This is a genomic window from Piscinibacter defluvii (assembly GCF_004011805.1).
Classification (GTDB): domain Bacteria; phylum Pseudomonadota; class Gammaproteobacteria; order Burkholderiales; family Burkholderiaceae_C; genus Piscinibacter; species Piscinibacter defluvii.
On record NZ_ML137196.1, the window covers coordinates 347,340 to 364,014 of the forward strand.

A 16,675-nucleotide genomic window follows, 5' to 3' on the forward strand; every position below is an offset into this window, starting at 1 on the left:
GCAGCGCAAGGCCCCGCTTCATTCGCCGCCCCGTGTCTGGCGCCCGATTGGCTGACGGCGCAGCGCGCGGCTCACGGTGGCCTCGTGCACGCCGAAGGCGTCCGCAATCGCGCGCAGGGTGTGGTGCCCGGTGGCGTACGCTGCCGCCATGGCCGCATCGCGTTGCGCGCGCCGGTCCGGTGTGGCGCCGGAGCCAGGGAGCGTCTGAGCGCACAAAGCCCGCAGGCCGCGCGGGGGCGGGCGCCGTTGCAGGCGCGGCACGTCGCGCAGCTGGGGGTCGTCGGCGTCCAGCGCTGCCGTCATCCGCTGGACGAACTCGTCGGAACCCAGGAAGACCTGCCCGCGCAAAGCGTCCCACACACTGGGCAGCCCGACGCCGGCGCGCACGAAGTCCACGTAGGCGGCCACGGCCCGGCGCCGCGTGGGGCCGAACTGCTTCAGCACCACATCGGTTTCCAGCCAGGCGGGCTGCGGAGCGGGAGGAAAACGATCGCTGCGCGCCAGCATCGCGGTGTGGCTGCTCCAGGGGTAATCCGCCGCGTCGGCCACCATGCGGGCGCGCACCGGGTTCAACACCACGTAGCGAGACAGTTCCAGCAAGTACGACTCCTTCTCCACCATGATGGCCGTGTAGCGCCCCTGGAACACATGACCCACGCGCCCATGGCGCCGGTTGAAGCGTTGCGACCACACGCCGTTCAGATGCCGCATTCCTTCCGCGAGCCGGCCGTGCGGCGTTTCCAGCAGCAGGTGGTAGTGGTTCGTCATCAGGCACCAGGCATGCACCCGCCAGCCGAACCGCGCGCACGCCTCGCCGAGCAGCGCCACCCAGGACTGGCGATCGTCATCGTCCTCGACGATCGGCTCACGCCGGTCTCCGCGCGAGGTGACGTGGTACAGCGCACCCGGCCACTCCAGCCTCAGTGGCCGAGCCATGCTCGCCCAGGCGCCTGGACGCCGCTGACGCGGCCCCGCGGCAGCCCCTGGGGGCCCCGTGTTCGGCCGCTGGCCGCCTTATCCCTCCCGCGCAGCGCAAGTGGTATTGTTGGACACAGCCTCGGCGGAGATGGCTGCTGGCCCGGCAATGCAGTGCCGTCGGGCCTGCAGCGGTGGCGGGCATGCATCGGCGGGGCGGCTGAAGACGAAGGGATCCGCGATGGGCGCAGTGGTGTTCGAACATGTGCCGGTGGCCGAGCTGCCGGAGAAATGGCGCGCCCGGCTCGCCAAGGCCGGGAATGCGCTGGTGACGGTGCGCATCGAGGAAGAGGCCCAGGCCGCCCCGGGCGCATCGGCCGAACAGTTTGCCGACGATCCGCTCTTCGGCATGTGGCGCGATCGCGAAGACATGGCCGATGTGCCGGGCTATGTGCGCCGGATCCGCGCCTCGCGTTTCGAGGACGACGGCTCACGCAACAAGTGAGGCCCGAGGTCCGATGGCATCGACGCTGATCGATTCCGATGTGCTGGTGTGGCTCACACGCGGGCACCTGGGCGCAGCCGCCCGACTGCATGCGCTGGACTTCTGGCGCATCTCCGTGGTCACGTACATCGAGCTTGCCCAGGGCTGCCGCGACAAGGCCGAACTCGCGCGATTGAAGAAGGGGCTCGCCGCGCGGCATACCGAGATCGTGCCGATCACGCAGGCCATCAGCGAGCGTGCGGCCGAGCTGATCGACCGCCTGGCCTTGTCCCACGGCATGCGCCTGGCCGATGCGCTCATCGGCGCCACGGCCATCGAGCACCAGGCCACGCTCATCACGTCCAACGTCAAGCATTTCGGCGCCGTCGACGGCCTCGCCATCGAGGTGTTCGAGCCCTGAGGCAAGGGCGATCCGGCCTCTGGCGTTGCTGTCGAATGACGCCCCCTTCGCCACGACCGCCGCTCTCTGCTCGACGACGATCTCACGCCGGTCGCCGCACAGCGTGGCCTGACACCGCCCTCTTGCCCAGCCGATTCGGAATGGTCTCGACATTGGCCCTCCGTGAACTCGCCGTTCTTCTCAATCGACCCAACTGTCCTGGCTGCTCAAGGTCTTGGATCCTCGGCGTCTGCAGGGAACGCCGGAATGCAGGCCCTGACTCCGAACTCCACGCGACGCGGCAGCCAGGACCCCAACGCCGCGCCACGAGCGCCCACATTCACGAGTCCAGCGTCGCAAACGACACCGTGCACCCTGTGGAGCCCTCGACAATGCGAACGGTCAGCTCGCGGCCGGCAGACTGCGCAGCGATGGCCAGGGCAAGAATGTTTCGGGCTCCCGGTGCATCGCCCGGCAAAGTGAAATACACGTTGCTGTTAAGCGTGCAGTTCACGAGCGAGCGATCACCTGCGATCTTGAAGAATGTCATGCCGTCAGCACGGGTGAAGATCTTCTCCACGATGCCCTTGCAGGCAGTCGCCGAGCAGTCCGCGAAAGCGTGCGGCGCAAAGCCGCTCAACGCTGCCAGGAGAGCCGCGCAGGCAATCCTGTTCTTCCTTCGTCTCATCATCGAATCCTCCCGTTTGGCTTGTGCGAGATGCAAGACCTGCCCCTGGCTTCTTTGCTCGTCATCTGCGGGGATGCTGGAATGCAAGACCTGACCCCGACTTCTCTTTGGACTTCTCTTTGGGTCCTCGCCAACTTCGCAAGATGCAAGACCTGACCCCTCCCTCCCTCCTTCTTTCTTCTCAATCAACCTCAATCTGTCTTGCGTATTCAGCGCCTTGGGTCCTCGTCATCTGCGGGGATGCTGGAATGCAAGACCTGACCCCGACTTCTAGACGTTTCAGTAGATGCCATCCTCCGCTACTTCGGCAAGACCTGATCCCGACTTCGCGTTAGATAAATGAAACGAGTCGACCCCTATCCGAACAATACCGACAAATGGCTTCCCGCACATTCACCTTGTCAGACATCGCGATGACCTCGTTTGACGAACTCCGAGCATTGGAAAGAACAATCGTAAGAGTCACCTGGCCATCACTCTCAGATTCGTAAGCGTCGACTTCGTATCTCTTCCCTGTAGTCAATACCACTGAATAGTGATCCCGGCCACTTTTCCAAACTCGCTCTCGAGGTCGCCGACTACTAAAGAACTCCTGAAACCAAGAGAGCATCTGCTTTGCCCTATCGCGACTGAATGGGGACGCCATTCCTTTGAAGGATCGGAAGTTCAGTCCTGTAAAAGACAGAGCCTGGACTATTAAACCTAATTACCGTCTGCGCTTGTCCGGTTGCATTGCCGGCGAAGGTCGCTGACGCTTCGTTCCAAATCCATCGGCTAATCGCTCCATCGCCCAACCACCCCTTACCCTGGGCGAAATCGAGAACTCGCCCCACTGGAGTTGTCTCTAGCGTGATGCCAAGGTTCGCAGCCTCGCTCTTAGCACCCCAACCGGACCAAAAGACACTGCGGGAGCCGCCACTCAGGCCGAGAGAGACACCCTTCGCTGCCACCCCAAGTCCGACTGATCCAGCGTCCAGAACTTCCCAACCAGTCCAACTTCCATCTCCCATCGTTTGGTTGTAGAGCAACGTCCCAGCCTTGTATCCAGGCCACCAGTCATACATGAACTGCTCAAATTCCGTCGTGCATTTGCCGCTAGAGCAGTAGTTGAAAAGGTAAACGAACGCCGCCTGCCCCGCTCCATTGATGAACTTTCCACCTCCAATCACCGAAGCCGTCCCTCCAGCAACGACGGAAGCGGTAATGTGAACGGGCCCCGAAGCATCCTCAAAAGCGATCGTGGCGATCTTGCTGAACGCTCCCGCCATCGCGCTGGGCCCACACTTTCCGCCAGTCGCCGCGCCCCGCGCGCACCCGACCAGTGCATGTCCCATCACCTTCAATCCGTCGTTCTTGACTCCGCCAACGTAGGAGGTCAGCGCGGCAAACAAGCCTTCCTGCAGGGCTTGGCCCAGATCGCCATTGCTGACAATGAACGTTGTTCCGGCCGCCGCCACGAACGCGTTACCCAAACCACCGACATTGAAGGTATTCGGCAGTTGCGGGCCATACGGACCGACAACGTTCACCCCCAAACCGGCTTCCACGATGGGCGAAGCGATAGCCATCATCCACATCTGGCCAACCATGCTCCAGTACTTGTTGCCGGATACGGCCATGGCCGTCGACGCGACGATCACGAATCCGCATATGGCTGTGTCGACACCCCCGAGGAACCCAAAGCACTGCCCCGTCGGATCCGTATACCTCACCGGATTGTTCAGCACATAACTGAACCGGTTGTAGTTCTGCAGATCCTCCGGCGCCTGGAGCACCGGATCCGGGCTCAGGAAGCGCGCCAGCAGCGGGTCGTACACCCGCCCGTTCATGTGCACCAGCGCCAGCTCGTCCAGGTGCTCGTGCCCGGTGTACCCCCGGTCGCCATGCGCCGGATTCACCCACGCATCGACGCGCCCCGTGTCGCGCTGCCGCCGCCCCCAGGCGTCGAAGGCCATGCGTTCGATGTTCAGCGCGGCGTCGCTGACCGCGACGATCGAGCCCAGCGCATCCTTGTGCCAGTACTGTGTCAGCGTCAGATCGCTGGAGACCACCCCGTTCAACTGGCCGCTCACCGGGTCGCCGCTGTTCAGCGTCTTGACCACTGCCACCACCACACCGGCCACGCCGATGTAGTGGCGGTTCTCGTTGCGCGTCAGGCTGCCGTTGACCCGCGTCTCCTCGCGCTCGTAGCCCAGGCCGCCGGCGTTGTCCGGGTGCACGAGGTAGAGCGTGCGCACCTTGCCTGCTTCGCTCACCACCTCCTTCACGCGCTTGTAGCCGGCGTCGTAGCTGAACGCGACGCTCTTGCCGCCGTAGGCGAGCGTGGCGGGCTGGTTGAAGTCCGTCCACACATGGGTGCGGCTCTGCACGCCGGTGGCGGAAAGCACATTGCCATTCGCGTCGTAGCTGTAGCTGCTGCCGCCGGCGCTGCGCACCGCGTGCGGCTTGTCGTTCAGCACCGCCGAGTAGGCGTAGCCGCCGACATCGCCCTTCTCCAGCACGTTGCCCAGCGCGTTGTACTTCGTCGTCACCACGTGCGCCGCGCCGGCGTCGGAGGCAGAGTCCAGTTCGTAGCGGGTAAGCCGGTCCAGCACGTCGTAGGCGAAGGTCTCGACCACGCCGCTCAGCCCTTCGGTGCGGGTGGCCAGGTTGTTGGCCTTGTCGTAGGTGTAGCGCTGGTCGAACACGTTGGCGTTCGAGCTGCCAGTGCCGCCGCGCAGGTGGAAGGCCTTGCCGCTGACCGGATCGAACACATGGTCGGTGACCACGCCGTTGCCGAGCTTCGCCTTCAGCAGGTGGCCCTGGGCGTCGAAGACCTCAGCGGCGGTCAGGGTGTCGACACGCCAGAACACACGCGTGGCATCCGCGGCGTCGCTCACCTTCTCCAGCACGCCGGGCACCTTGCCGCCGGCGCCGCTGCTGTAGGCGTAGTCGACCGCGAAGCCGGTCGGGTAGGTGGTGCGCGACAGGCGGCCTTCGCTGTCGAAGGCCGAGCTGCTGGTGTAGACGCGGTCGAGCGTCACGGCGCTGCTGGTCGCACGGCCCAGCGCGTCGTAGCCGAGCGACTGCCGCGTCACCGTCGCGGTGTTTCCGGTCTTGTTCTCACAGGGGCGGTTCAGGCCCCAGGCACACCAGCTGCCGTCTTCGCGCTTGGCGTGGTACCAGCTCGCGTTGAGGTCGCCGGTGTTCTTGCTGACCAGGCGCCCCAGCGCGTCGTAGTCCATCGTGATGGTCTTGCCACGCGCGTCGGTCTGCGTGCGCAGCTGGCCGAAGGCGTCGTAGCCGTACTGCCAGTTGCCTTGGTCGGGGTCGACCATGCCGGTCTTGAAGCGGGCCGTGCCGGGCGTGTACGTGATCGTGGTCTCGTGGCCGAGCGCATCGACGGTCTTGACCAGGTTGCCGGCCGCGTCGTACGCCATGTCGAGCGTGGCGCCGTCGGCGTTCACCGTGCGGGTGGTCTGGCCGACCGGGTTCTTGTCGGTGCGCACGGTGCGCGCGATGTTGTTCGGCGCACTCGTGGCCGGCACGGTCGCCTTGGTCCGCAGGCCCAGGTAGGTCACCGTCGCCTGCAGTTCGGTCACGACGTTCTGGCCGCTGGGCGCGCCGCGCCAGAACTGGCGCTGGTCGGTGGGGCGGTGCAGGTTGTCGCGGGCGGCGGTCCATTGCCGCAGCTCGCGCGGCGGCGGTGCCTGCGGAGCGGTGCCGGAGACGAAGTGCGCGCCCCAGGTGGCCGCCACCTGGCCGAGCGCGTCGTAGCCGGTCAAGGTGCGCACCCAGCGCCCATCGTAGGACTGTGTTTCCTTGGCGATCTGGCGGTGCAGGGAGTCGTAGTGGACGCGAGTGCGCGCGCCGATCACCGTCTGCCCATTGGTGCCGATCGGCGTCGACTCCAGGTAATAGGCGGACACGATCTTGACGGCAACGCTTTCCATGGCCTCACCGCTGCCGTTCGTCAGCCGCTGGCTGGCATAGGTCACGGATACCGAAAGCGAGGCGTCGTTGCCGGTGATGTTGAGGCAACCGGGGCCCGGTGGGTTGGCCAGCGCGCCGAGACAGTAGAAGCGCTGCTGGCGAACGCTCGTGTTCTGCACCGTGCCGCCGCTGATGCTGGCCGGCACGAAATGCTGCGACAGACGGCCGAGCCCGTCGTAAAGGCTGGTCTGGGTAAGGCTCTTCGTGCCGTCGGCCAGCGCGACTTCGGTTTGCGTGAGCGCCGTGCCGAAGCGTGCGTCGAAGGTGGCACGGGTCTCCGCCATGGCGGTGCCCACGGCGGTGCCGTCACCGTTGGCGGTGCCGCTGACACTTCGCGTCTGGTAGGCCCCGGCCGGGTAGCCGGCGCCGGACGCGAAGTAATTGCGGGTGAAGCGGGCCGCCGTATTGTCGCCACAGGGCTGGGTCTTGACCGTCAACCGATTGCCGTACGCATCATGGGTGTAGCGCGTCTCCAGGCACGAGACCTTGCCGGGATCGATGCGCTCCAGGGTCAACAAGCCGGTCTCGGGGTCGTACTCGAACTCCGTATCCCGAACGACAGTGGACTGCGCCAGTGCGGCCAGGGGGCCGGCCGCGGCCAGGAGTGCAAGAACAAGGCAGCGCACGGTTCGCATGGTTCAATCCTCCAGGAGCAGGTGGAGGATGGCCGACAGGGCTGCAGGGGACAACGGCTGCCTAACGGGGGCCATTGTGGAGGAGGTGTCCGACGCACCCGTCGAAGAACCTGCACTGCGGGCACCGTTGGCGGCAAGCTGAGTGGCGGCAGCCGGAACCGTGCTCTCGACGCGGGACGCCGTCAAGCGCCCGAGCAGCCACTTGGTCTCGTCGTCGCTGTACGTGTTCGTGGTGGTCTTGCGGCTCCATTCGCTGCCTGCGACCTTGGTCACCTGCACGATGCTGGTGACGTTGCCCAGGCTCGACATGGTGGTGGACGTCTCCACCTGCGGCAGTTCGATGGGCGTGGTGCCGTCCCAGTCCCAACTCTTCACCGTGGAGGCGCCGAGGAATCGGTAACGCGGATTGGCCGGCGTCGTGTTCCTGAGCGAATTGGTCGTCTGCTGCAGCAACAGGTAGGGTGATTCGGCCGTCGGCGTCGTCGGCAGGACCAGCCCCCCCTGCAGCGCGAATGTTCCAACCAGTTCCAGCACCTTTCCGAGCACCCCGAGCCGGAACGAGGGCCATTGGGTGCCTTGGGCGATCGGCGGCGTGGGCACCAACCCGCCGGCCACGGCAAAGCGTTCCTGGACCTTGACGAGGCCGACTTCGCGCGGATCGTCCACGACCGACCCCGCGTCGACCGACGGCCCCAAACCCTGGTAGTGGATCACGTGATCGAAGGTGTTCGAGCCTTCGGTGAAGATCCAGCGCTCGCGGAAGCCGCGCGAGCCCTGCAGCGCGTGGACCCGGAGATCCTTGAACATGTAGCGGGCAATGCCCGTCAGCGCCTCCGAGCCGTCGCTGCGCCAGGCGCGCGTCTCGTACACCAGCGGCGACCGGGGCTGGGCGATGGACAGCGGGTAGCTGCCGCCGCCACTGCGCACGTAGACGGCAGGGTCCGACATCGGCAGGTAGGTGATGCGGGTCTCCGCCCCGGCGCCGTCGCTGTAGGCGGTCAGGAGTGGCGCGCGCGCCTGCAAGATTCCAGACGTTTCCGCATCGCCCAGGCCGGCCACGAGCCCGGTATCGCTCTCCTCTACATCGAAGCACACCCTGCGGATCGCACCCGTGAAGCAATGCTGCGTGACGCCGGTCTTCCATGTGGCCAGCCTGCAGAAGGTCTGAACCCCGTTGCCTACGGCATCGCAGAAGGCGCGACCACCGTCGTAGGTGCCGATTTCGACGTCGCGGACCACAACGTCCGAGAATCCGAACGCAAAGGCGGAGTCGCCGTCACCGTCGCCGCGCGAAAGCCGGCACAACATGTCCCACGCATCGGCGGTGGTGGGCGACGCGTTCAAGCGGCAGAAATCCGGCAGGCCGTCGGCATTGACATCTGCCCACCAGCGGTTGTCTTGGTGGCCGACGTCACTGTCCGGAATCACGGGCGAGAGCCTTTCAGTGGCTTCCCATCCGACGCCGTTCGAGATGCGGCAGGCCAGCTGGTAGTTCCCGCTCGAGCCGACGTAGCGGCAGAAGTCCGTCTTGCCGTCTCCATTGACGTCCACGAAGGCTGCGCCAAAGGAGTGTGAAGGCTTGGGAACTGCCAGGCTGGAAGACGGCTGTGCATGCCCGATGAAGCCGTTCGCGCCCCCAAGCACGCAATGGAGGATCGACGTGTTCGTGTCGATGCGGCAGAAGTCGGCGAACCCGTCGCCATTGAAATCGTAGAAACCTCTTGGCCAGGAACCTGCCCCTAGTGAATTCGTTTCGAGAAAGATCGAAGCAACTCCCCATGCTTCCGCAGCAGGCGCGAACGCACCTGCCGCTTCCAGTATCCGTGACTGCCTACAGTGGAGATCTCCGTGTCGATTGCTTCCGAACATACCCCCCGTGACATTGATCGCGTAGCACAGATCCGCACGCCCATCCGCGTCGACATCGGCCAACATGACGTCGGAAAAGCTGCTGATCCCCACATAGGTGGCGGTCGGCGTCTGCTCGCCGTTGCAGGGCAGTCCGTTGCACTCGGCATAGGCAAACGGAATGGTCGTCAGAATCGATGCCGAGAACGTGGGACCCAACCAGCACTTCAGGTCACCCTGAGGCGACGAGCCCAAGGCGCCACGCACACGGCAGAAGTCGGGACGACCGTCCCCATTGATGTCCGCCCACCGAATGTTGCCTGGTACTTGCCCTTGCCCGATGTCCCCGAAAGTCTGCTTCGGCCCGAAACTCGTTCCGTCGGAGAAGTAGCACTCCAATCTCGTAGCTTCGCCGCCGGCCAGGACGCAGAAGTCGTCCTTCCCGTCACCATCGATATCCATCCAGACACGGGACCAGTTGAAGCCCATGTCGGTGATGCCCGCGTTTCGTACGAATTGCGCCTGCACCGGCCCGCTCAAAGTCAGCGCGATGAACAGAGTCAGCGCTGTCTGGCGCATCAGTGCACGCAGCACGCCAATGGGTCTCGTCATGGTGGACTCGGCATCCGGTTTCAAGGGCATACCATCACCCGCCGATTGGCGATGACACCGCCACAGCCGGAGGGTGGCAAAGGGGGCGTTGCCGTGGCCGACACCCGATGGCGCACCGCTTGCCCGAAGACAAGGTCGGACGCCATGGAGAAGCTCAGCGGCGGCATCGCGGACCCGTCCGCGGCAATCTCCTGGATGGTCTTGATGCGGCTCGCATTGGTGGCCCGCACGTTGCCGCCATTGATCTCGACTGGGTCGTAAGCGATGACGTATTTGCGCACCAGGGTGCCGGTCGCAGAGATCTGAAGCGAGCCGTCCGAACCTGGGCCCAAAAAGTCCTTGTGCGTCTCGATGCGCGCGATCCGCTGCGTTTGGCGCGAACCCGACCCTGCGTGAAAGCCTTGAATGCGGTCGGGCCTCGACTCATAGGCGAGAACCACGGCAAAGGTGCCGTTCACCGAGCCGCGATTTGTGTATCGGATGTAGTGCAGAACCTGCGACCCTGTCCACGGTGTCACGGCATTGCATCTCGCTGCTTCCGCACTCACCTCACCAGCGCAATACACGAACTCGACGAAGCTCCCGTGTCGATCAGAGATGCGCTGCAGCATCCAGCGGTTGATCGTCGGCGTTGTCGGCACGGCATCGGAGAAGTTGGTCAGCACCCGCGAGTTGGCGCTGAGGCCGAACTCCAGTTTCAAGCCCGCCTTGGTCTCCACCCGAAAACTTGCCGGAACCGTTGCCTGCCCCGCGTAGGAACCGACCGCGGTGATACGACTGAAGCTGTCGCGCTCGGTGCGGTACTCCGTTCCCGCAGTGCCATAGGTCGAATCGGCATCGACCGCAACATCGACCTGCTCCAATCGCTGACCGTCAAGACAATACCGGTCGCCCACGGTGAACCGCACCGCGCCGCGTTCCCCGTCGCGACGCAGCGTCTTGGGGCAGCGAGAGATGGCCGAGGGGCCGCTCAATGTCCAGCCCTGTCCCAGTAGACCGTTTCCGGACGCGCTGGAGTAGTTCAGGGCAAGCTGCGGCTCCATTCCACCGATGCCACGGGGGACCTGTATGGGTATCGTGATGGTGGCTGCGCCGGTCTCGCTCACCGCGAATTGCTGAGCCGTGACAAATCCGTTGGCCCGTGACGTGCCGACGGCAACAGCGCCAATCGACAACAAGGCCGCAGCGGCGAGTACACGCTTCTCCAAACAAGCAAACATCGACTCTCTCCGCCACACGGTGGATAAGGCGTAGCCGATCTCAGCCTGACGGCTGCGCAAGTTCATCCTGTCGCCTTCCGCTAAACGCCAAGCCATCCAGCGATCGAGGCGAGAACAACGGGAGCCATCAGTAGTTGCGGTAGAGATAGTTGATCGGCTTGTTGTCCGTCGTGCCACAAGCCGTCGCTTGCGGGAGAGCAACCGTGACCGCAGCACCCGACTCCGCCGACGTCAAAAGCATGGCGTACCAGATCTTCAACGCAGAGCTGTCGGCTGCAATCGTGTAGTAGGCATTCCCGGCATTGCAGGAGTCCGACTTCAACTGAAAGTAGATTGCCCCAGTGGAGGATGGATAGATCTTTCCCACCGCTCCAGTGATCATGCTTGACTGTGCGTGTGCAGTCGATGCCAACCACCCAAGCAGTGCGAATAGTGCTGCGGACAAACAAACCCTCATGTCGGCTCCTCTTGAACAATGGTGCAATCGCTGCTGACCTGCATCGAACCCGTGGACGCGGTCTTTGCGCCCCCCCGCGGCGCACCCGGCAGATCGAAGACAGTTGCCATTGGCTGCATCAACACCACTTCGCGCCCGGGCACCGGGGGCGGCTCCCCCGACCCTTGCCTCTTGGACAGTCTGTCCCTGCCAAAGCAAGGCATCGCGCGTGCGCTCATGTGTTTCCTCCTCTGAGCCCTGCCACTTCGTGCCGGTGGAGGTGCTGTCGGTATCGGCGTCCTAACGCCATACGCGATTGGACTGCGATTCAGTGTTCCTTCGCCCCAGCCCGCGCACAACCTGTAAGGCCGAACAGTTCCAAATCGACGGCGCTTGTGGTGTGGCCTGCGCGGTACCCTGTGAAACCCCAACAGACCCTTGGAGGCGCCGCGAGTAGCATTCTTTGCTCCTGCCCAGCCTTTTCTGCAGCATGAATATCCCAGCGCGCTTCTCGGCCATCGTTCTTGCACTCGCCGCCCCGGCCGCCTTCGCCCAGCCCGCCGCGCCGATCAAGGTCGGCCTGATGCTGCCGGCCACCGGCACCTTCGCCGCGCTCGGCGACATGATCGAGAAGGGCTTCAAGCTCTACGTGCAGGAGCAGGGCGGCAAGCTGGCCGGCCGCGAGATCCAGTACTTCAAGGTCGACGACGAGAGCGACCCGTCCAAGGCGACCGACAACGTCAACAAGCTGATCAAGCGCGACAACGTCGACGTGCTGGTCGGCACGGTGCACTCCGGCGTGGCGCTGGCGATGGCCAAGGCAGCCAAGGAGAACAACACGCTGCTGATCGTGCCCAATGCGGGCGCGGACGCGATCACCGGCCCGATGTGCGGGCCCAACATCGTGCGCTCGAGCTTCAGCAACTGGCAGCCGGGTTACTCCACCGGGGTCGTCGCCGCGCAGAAGGGCTACAAGCGCGCGATGACCATCACCTGGAACTACGCCGCCGGCCAGGAGACGGTCAAGGGCTTCCGCGAGGCCTTCGAGAAGGGCGGCGGCCAGGTCCTCAAGGACCTGAACCTGCCCTTCCCGAACGTCGAGTTCCAGGCCCTGCTGACCGAGATCGCGGCGCAGAAGCCCGACGTCGTGTTCGCCTTCTTCGCCGGCGGCGGCGCGGTCAAGTTCGTCAAGGACTACGACGCCGCGGGCCTGAAGACGAGCGTGCCGCTGTTCGGCTCGGGCTTCCTGACCGACGGCACGCTCGAGGCCCAGGGGCCGAGCGCGCAGGGCCTGCAGACCACGCTGCACTATGCCGACAGCCTGGACATCCCGAAGAACAACGCCTTCCGCAAGAGCTTCGCGCTGACCTACAAGCAGAACGCCGACGTCTACGCGGTGCAGGGCTACGACGCGGCGCAGATCCTCGGCGCCGGCTTGGCCGCGGTGAAGGGCGACATCAGCAAGCGCGACGAGCTGACCGCCGCGATGCGCAAGGTCACGGTGGACAGCCCGCGCGGCAAGTTCACCCTCTCGGGCGCCGGCAATCCGGTGCAGGACATGTACCTGCGCGAGGCCAAGGGCGTCAACAACGAGTACCGTGCGGTGGCGGTGAAGGCGCTCGCCGATCCGGCGCGCGGATGTAAGTTGTAAAGTCCGCCCGCCCGTCTCTCGCGCAGGGCGGCCCCGGCCGCCCTTTCCGTTTCCAGCCCGCCGTGGACCTCGCCACCTTCCTCGTCCAGTGCCTGAACGCCGTCCAGTACGGCCTGCTGCTGTTCCTGGTGGCCAGCGGGCTGACGCTGATCTTCGGGATCATGGGCGTCATCAACCTGGCGCACGGCAGCTTCTACATGATCGGCGCCTACCTGGCCTTCGTGCTGGCGCCGTACTTCGGCGACTGGTACCTGACCAAGCTGCTCGTGGGCGTGCTGCTCGCCGCGGCCTTCGGCTACCTGCTGGAGTGGGCCTTCTTCAGCTTCCTCTACCAGCGCGACCACCTGCAGCAGGTGCTGATGACCTACGGGCTGATCCTCGTGTTCGAGGAGCTGCGCTCGATGCTCGTCGGCAACGACGTGCACGGCGTGCAGGCACCCTCGTGGCTGGCCGGGGGCTTTCGCCTCGGCGAGCTGATGTCCTACCCCTGGTACCGCGTGTTCGCGTCGCTCGCCTGCGTCGTGCTCGCGGTCGGCATGTACTGGATCGTCAACCGCACCAAGCTCGGCATGATGATCCGCGCCGGCGCGAGCAACCGCGACATGGTGCGCGGCCTGGGCATCGACATCGCGCGGCTCTACCGCATCGTGTTCGCCGGCGGGGTGGCGCTGGCGGCGCTGGCCGGCATGATCGCCGCGCCGCTGTCCTCGGTGTACCCGGGCATGGGCGGCAGCGTGCTGATCATCTGCTTCGTGGTGGTGGTGATCGGCGGCATCGGCTCGATCACCGGCGCGTTGGTGGCCTCGCTGCTGGTGGGCTTCGTCGACACCTTCGGCAAGGTGTTCTTCGCCGAGGTCAGCGGCATCGGCGTCTACCTGCTGATGGCCATCATCCTGATCTGGCGCCCCGAGGGCCTGATGAAGCGGAGCTTCTGATGCGCCCCTGGCTGCTGCCCACCGTCGCCCTGCTCGTGCTCGCCGCGCTGCCTGCGGTGCTGAGCCCGTACACGCAGGACCTGGTGCTGAAGATCGCCATCTACGCGATCTTCGCGCTCAGCCTGGAGCTGCTGGTGGGCACCACCGGGCTGGTGAGCCTGGGGCACGCGGCCTTCCTCGGCATCGGCGCCTACGTCACCGTGCTGGCCAGCGGCGACGGCGGCGGCTCGCTCGCGCTGCTGCTGCCGCTGGCGGTCGGCGCGGCGGCGGCCTACGCCCTCTTCGTCGGCGCGCTCAGCCTGCGCACCAAGGGCGTGTACTTCATCATGGTCACGCTGGCCTTCGCGCAGATGGCCTACTTCGTGTTCCACGACACCAAGGTCGGCGGCGGCAGCGACGGCATCTTCCTGTACGTCAAGCCGGTGCTCGCCGTGGGCGGCACGACGCTGCTCGACCTGGACGTCAAGGCGCACCTCTACTACACGGTGCTCGCCGCGCTGGCCTTCACCTACACCCTGCTGGCGGTGGTGAACCGCTCGCGCTTCGGTCATGCGCTGGCGGGCATCCGCGCCAACGAGCAGCGCATGCGCGCGGCCGGCTTCGCCACCACCGGCTACAAGCTCGCCGCCTTCGTGCTGGCCGGCGCACTGGCCGGGCTGGCCGGCTTCCTGCTCGCCGCCAAGGACGGGGCGGTGAACCCTGAGCTGCTGTCGTGGCACGAGTCCGGCGCGGTGCTGCTGATGATCATCCTCGGCGGCCTGGGCAGCCTGCGCGGCGCGGTGCTCGGCGCCGTCGCCTTCACGCTGCTGAAGGAGTTCTACCAGAGCGCCCTGCTCGGCCCGCTGGCCGAACGCTGGCAGCTCACGCTCGGCCTCACGATCATCGCCTTCGTCGCCTTCCTGCCGTCCGGCTTGATCGGCCTGTTCGGCCGAGGAGGCCTGATCGGCCTGCGCAAGCGGCTCGCGGGAGCCCGGTCGTGACCGAGCCGCTGCTGCGCGCCAACCTGCTGACGCGCCGCTTCGGCGGCCTCACCGCGGTCAACGCGGTCTCGCTCGAGCTGCAGGTCGGCGAGGTGCATGCGGTGATCGGCACCAACGGCGCCGGCAAGTCGACGCTCATCAACATGCTCTCGGGCGAGATCCCGGCGTCCTCGGGCAGCATCCATTTCGACGGTCACGACGTGACCGATTGGCCGCAACCGCGCCGCGCCCGCGCCGGCATCGGGCGCAGCTACCAGCGCACCACGATCTTCCCGGGCTTCACCGTGCAGGAGAACTGCCGCCTGTGCGCGCAGGCGATGCAGCCCGGGGCCTGGGCCGTCTGGCAGGCCGCGCAGCGCGACACCGCCAGCCTGGACGCGGCCCGCGAGGCGCTCGCCTCCACGGGGCTCGCCGACCACGCGCAGCGCCCGGCCGGGCTGCTCAGCCACGGCGGCAAGCGCCAGCTCGAGATCGCGATGTGCCTGGCCACCGGCCCGCGCGTGCTGCTGCTCGACGAGCCGCTGGCCGGCATGGGCGCCGAGGAGACCGATCGCATGCTCGAGCTGCTCGAGCGGCTCAAGTCCGGCCACGCGATCCTGCTGGTCGAACACGACATGGACGCGGTGTTCCGCATCGCCGACCGCATCACCGTGATGGTCAACGGCGAGGTGATCGCCAGCGACGCACCGGCGGCGATCCGGGCCAACCGCGACGTGCAGACCGCCTACCTCGGCGAGGGGCACTGAACGTGCTGTCGATCTCCGAGCTCGACACCTACTACGGCGACAGCCACATCCTGCGCGGCGCCGGCTTCGCGCTGGCCGAGGGCACCGCGCTCGGCCTGCTGGGCCGCAACGGCATGGGCAAGACCACGCTCATCCGCACCGTGATGGGCTACGTGCGCCCGGCGCGCGGCCGCATTGCCTGGCACGGGCAGGACGTGACCGGCGCGCCGCCCGAGCGCATGGCGCGCCTGGGGATCGGCTACGTGCCCGAGGGCCGCGGCGTGTTTCCCAACCTCTCGGTGCGCGAGAACCTCCTGATGAGCGCGCGCCCCGGCGTGGACGGCCGGCGCGAGTGGACCGAGGAGCGCGTGCTGGCCACCTTTCCGCGCCTGGCCGAGCGGCTCGGCCACGGCGGCGGCCAGCTCTCCGGCGGCGAGCAACAAATGCTCTCCATCGGCCGCGCGCTGATGACCAATCCGCGCCTGCTGATCCTCGACGAGGCCACCGAGGGCCTGGCACCGTTGATCGTGGCCGAGATCTGGCGCGTCATCGGCACCATCCGCGCCACCGGCATCAGCACCCTGATCGTCGACCGCGACTGGCGCAAGGTGCTCGCCCACACCGACCGCGCCGTGGTGCTGGAGAAGGGCCGCGTCGTGCTCGAGGGCGGAAGCGACGCGCTGGCCAGCGACGTGGCCGGCCTGGCCCGCCATCTGGGCGTCTGATCCCCCTAGGAGCGAACCGTGATCCTCGAACTCGCCGACATCCGCATCCTGCCCGGCAAGCAGGCCGAATTCGATGCCGCCATCCTGCGCGGCCTGACCACCGTGGTCAGCCAGTCCAAGGGCTTTCGCGGCTACAAGGTCAACAAGGGCATCGAGAGCCCGGAGCGTTACGTGCTGCAGATCTTCTGGGACACGCTGGAGAACCACACGGTGGATTTCCGCGGCGGCCCGCTGTTCGTGCAATGGCGCGCCATCGTCGGCCCGTACTTCGCGCAGCCGCCCGCGGTGGAGCACTTCGAGTTGCTCGGCAAGTCCGACTGAGTCCGCCGGCGCGACCGCGCCGGGTGCTAGCGCGTGAATTGATGCGCATGCACCGCGGGTTCGCGTGCCGTAATTGTCTGGGCGCAAGAATGCACCGTCGCAGGCCCTACCGCGGCGGGCCGGCTTGC

The 16,675-nt window shown here is 66.1% G+C and carries 14 protein-coding genes; 8 read left to right on the plus strand and 6 right to left on the minus strand.

What is annotated here, in order from left to right; all coding sequences use genetic code 11:
* Positions 1–18: 18 nt before the first annotated feature.
* Positions 19–936: an REP-associated tyrosine transposase gene (locus D9C15_RS01615; protein WP_127995675.1), complete on the minus strand. Its 918-nt coding sequence runs from the start codon at positions 934–936 to the stop codon at positions 19–21.
* Positions 937–1,156: 220 nt separating this feature from the next.
* On the opposite strand from D9C15_RS01615, the gene D9C15_RS01620 reads away from it, so the two are divergent.
* Complete coding sequence (locus D9C15_RS01620; RefSeq protein ID WP_127995676.1) at positions 1,157–1,420, plus strand: hypothetical protein; 264 nt, start codon at positions 1,157–1,159, stop codon at positions 1,418–1,420.
* Between the two features lie 13 nt (positions 1,421–1,433).
* Positions 1,434–1,820, plus strand: a complete 387-nt coding sequence (locus D9C15_RS01625; RefSeq protein WP_127995677.1) for a type II toxin-antitoxin system VapC family toxin — start codon at positions 1,434–1,436, stop codon at positions 1,818–1,820.
* Positions 1,821–2,139: 319 nt separating this feature from the next.
* Here D9C15_RS01625 and D9C15_RS01630 read toward each other — a convergent pair whose 3' ends face one another.
* The 5 genes from D9C15_RS01630 to D9C15_RS01650 all read right to left on the minus strand — a co-directional run bounded on the left by D9C15_RS01630 (position 2,140) and on the right by D9C15_RS01650 (position 11,141).
* Complete coding sequence (locus D9C15_RS01630; protein WP_127995678.1) at positions 2,140–2,574, minus strand: hypothetical protein; 435 nt, start codon at positions 2,572–2,574, stop codon at positions 2,140–2,142.
* A gap of 533 nt (positions 2,575–3,107) precedes the next feature.
* A complete protein-coding gene (locus D9C15_RS01635; RefSeq protein WP_127995679.1) occupies positions 3,108–7,094 on the minus strand; it encodes an RHS repeat-associated core domain-containing protein in 3,987 nt (1,328 codons plus the stop codon).
* Between the two features lie 3 nt (positions 7,095–7,097).
* Positions 7,098–9,554 carry an FG-GAP repeat domain-containing protein gene (locus tag D9C15_RS01640; RefSeq protein WP_164886611.1) on the minus strand — a complete coding sequence of 819 codons (2,457 nt, stop codon included), beginning with the start codon at positions 9,552–9,554 and terminating at the stop codon, positions 7,098–7,100.
* A 20-nt stretch (positions 9,555–9,574) separates the two neighbouring features.
* On the minus strand, positions 9,575–10,840 hold the full coding sequence (locus D9C15_RS01645; protein ID WP_164886612.1) for a SpvB/TcaC N-terminal domain-containing protein: 1,266 nt from the start codon (positions 10,838–10,840) through the stop codon (positions 9,575–9,577).
* A gap of 61 nt (positions 10,841–10,901) precedes the next feature.
* On the minus strand, positions 10,902–11,141 hold the full coding sequence (locus D9C15_RS01650) for a hypothetical protein (RefSeq protein WP_127995682.1): 240 nt from the start codon (positions 11,139–11,141) through the stop codon (positions 10,902–10,904).
* Between the two features lie 559 nt (positions 11,142–11,700).
* Between D9C15_RS01650 and D9C15_RS01655 the strand changes: the two genes are divergently transcribed.
* The 6 genes from D9C15_RS01655 to D9C15_RS01680 all read left to right on the plus strand — a co-directional run bounded on the left by D9C15_RS01655 (position 11,701) and on the right by D9C15_RS01680 (position 16,547).
* Complete coding sequence (locus D9C15_RS01655; RefSeq protein ID WP_127995683.1) at positions 11,701–12,861, plus strand: ABC transporter substrate-binding protein; 1,161 nt, start codon at positions 11,701–11,703, stop codon at positions 12,859–12,861.
* A gap of 62 nt (positions 12,862–12,923) precedes the next feature.
* Positions 12,924–13,796: a branched-chain amino acid ABC transporter permease gene (locus tag D9C15_RS01660; protein WP_127995684.1), complete on the plus strand. Its 873-nt coding sequence runs from the start codon at positions 12,924–12,926 to the stop codon at positions 13,794–13,796.
* Positions 13,796–14,776, plus strand: a complete 981-nt coding sequence (locus D9C15_RS01665; protein WP_127995685.1) for a branched-chain amino acid ABC transporter permease — start codon at positions 13,796–13,798, stop codon at positions 14,774–14,776. The genes D9C15_RS01660 and D9C15_RS01665 overlap by 1 nt, the downstream gene beginning before the upstream one ends.
* On the plus strand, positions 14,773–15,522 hold the full coding sequence (locus tag D9C15_RS01670) for an ABC transporter ATP-binding protein (protein WP_127995686.1): 750 nt from the start codon (positions 14,773–14,775) through the stop codon (positions 15,520–15,522). The genes D9C15_RS01665 and D9C15_RS01670 overlap by 4 nt, the downstream gene beginning before the upstream one ends.
* The gene (locus tag D9C15_RS01675) at positions 15,519–16,226 is read left to right on the plus strand and encodes an ABC transporter ATP-binding protein (protein WP_510630229.1); all 708 of its coding nucleotides are present in this window, start codon (positions 15,519–15,521) and stop codon (positions 16,224–16,226) included. Before D9C15_RS01670 ends, D9C15_RS01675 begins: the two co-directional genes overlap by 4 nt.
* A gap of 18 nt (positions 16,227–16,244) precedes the next feature.
* Positions 16,245–16,547, plus strand: a complete 303-nt coding sequence (locus D9C15_RS01680) for an antibiotic biosynthesis monooxygenase family protein (protein ID WP_127995688.1) — start codon at positions 16,245–16,247, stop codon at positions 16,545–16,547.
* Positions 16,548–16,675: the final 128 nt, after the last annotated feature.

Bases quoted from the DNA above. Each gene is read 5' to 3' on its own strand.
- D9C15_RS01655 (WP_127995683.1), top strand. From the start codon at position 11,701: ATGAATATCCCAGCGCGCTTCTCGGCCATCGTTCTTGCACTCGCCGCC.
- D9C15_RS01665 (WP_127995685.1), top strand. From the start codon at position 13,796: ATGCGCCCCTGGCTGCTGCCCACCGTCGCCCTGCTCGTGCTCGCCGCG.
- D9C15_RS01625 (WP_127995677.1), top strand. From the start codon at position 1,434: ATGGCATCGACGCTGATCGATTCCGATGTGCTGGTGTGGCTCACACGC.
- D9C15_RS01615 (WP_127995675.1), bottom strand. From the start codon at position 936: ATGGCTCGGCCACTGAGGCTGGAGTGGCCGGGTGCGCTGTACCACGTC.
- D9C15_RS01620 (WP_127995676.1), top strand. From the start codon at position 1,157: ATGGGCGCAGTGGTGTTCGAACATGTGCCGGTGGCCGAGCTGCCGGAG.
- D9C15_RS01645 (WP_164886612.1), bottom strand. From the start codon at position 10,840: ATGAACTTGCGCAGCCGTCAGGCTGAGATCGGCTACGCCTTATCCACC.
- D9C15_RS01635 (WP_127995679.1), bottom strand. From the start codon at position 7,094: ATGCGAACCGTGCGCTGCCTTGTTCTTGCACTCCTGGCCGCGGCCGGC.
- D9C15_RS01640 (WP_164886611.1), bottom strand. From the start codon at position 9,554: ATGACGAGACCCATTGGCGTGCTGCGTGCACTGATGCGCCAGACAGCG.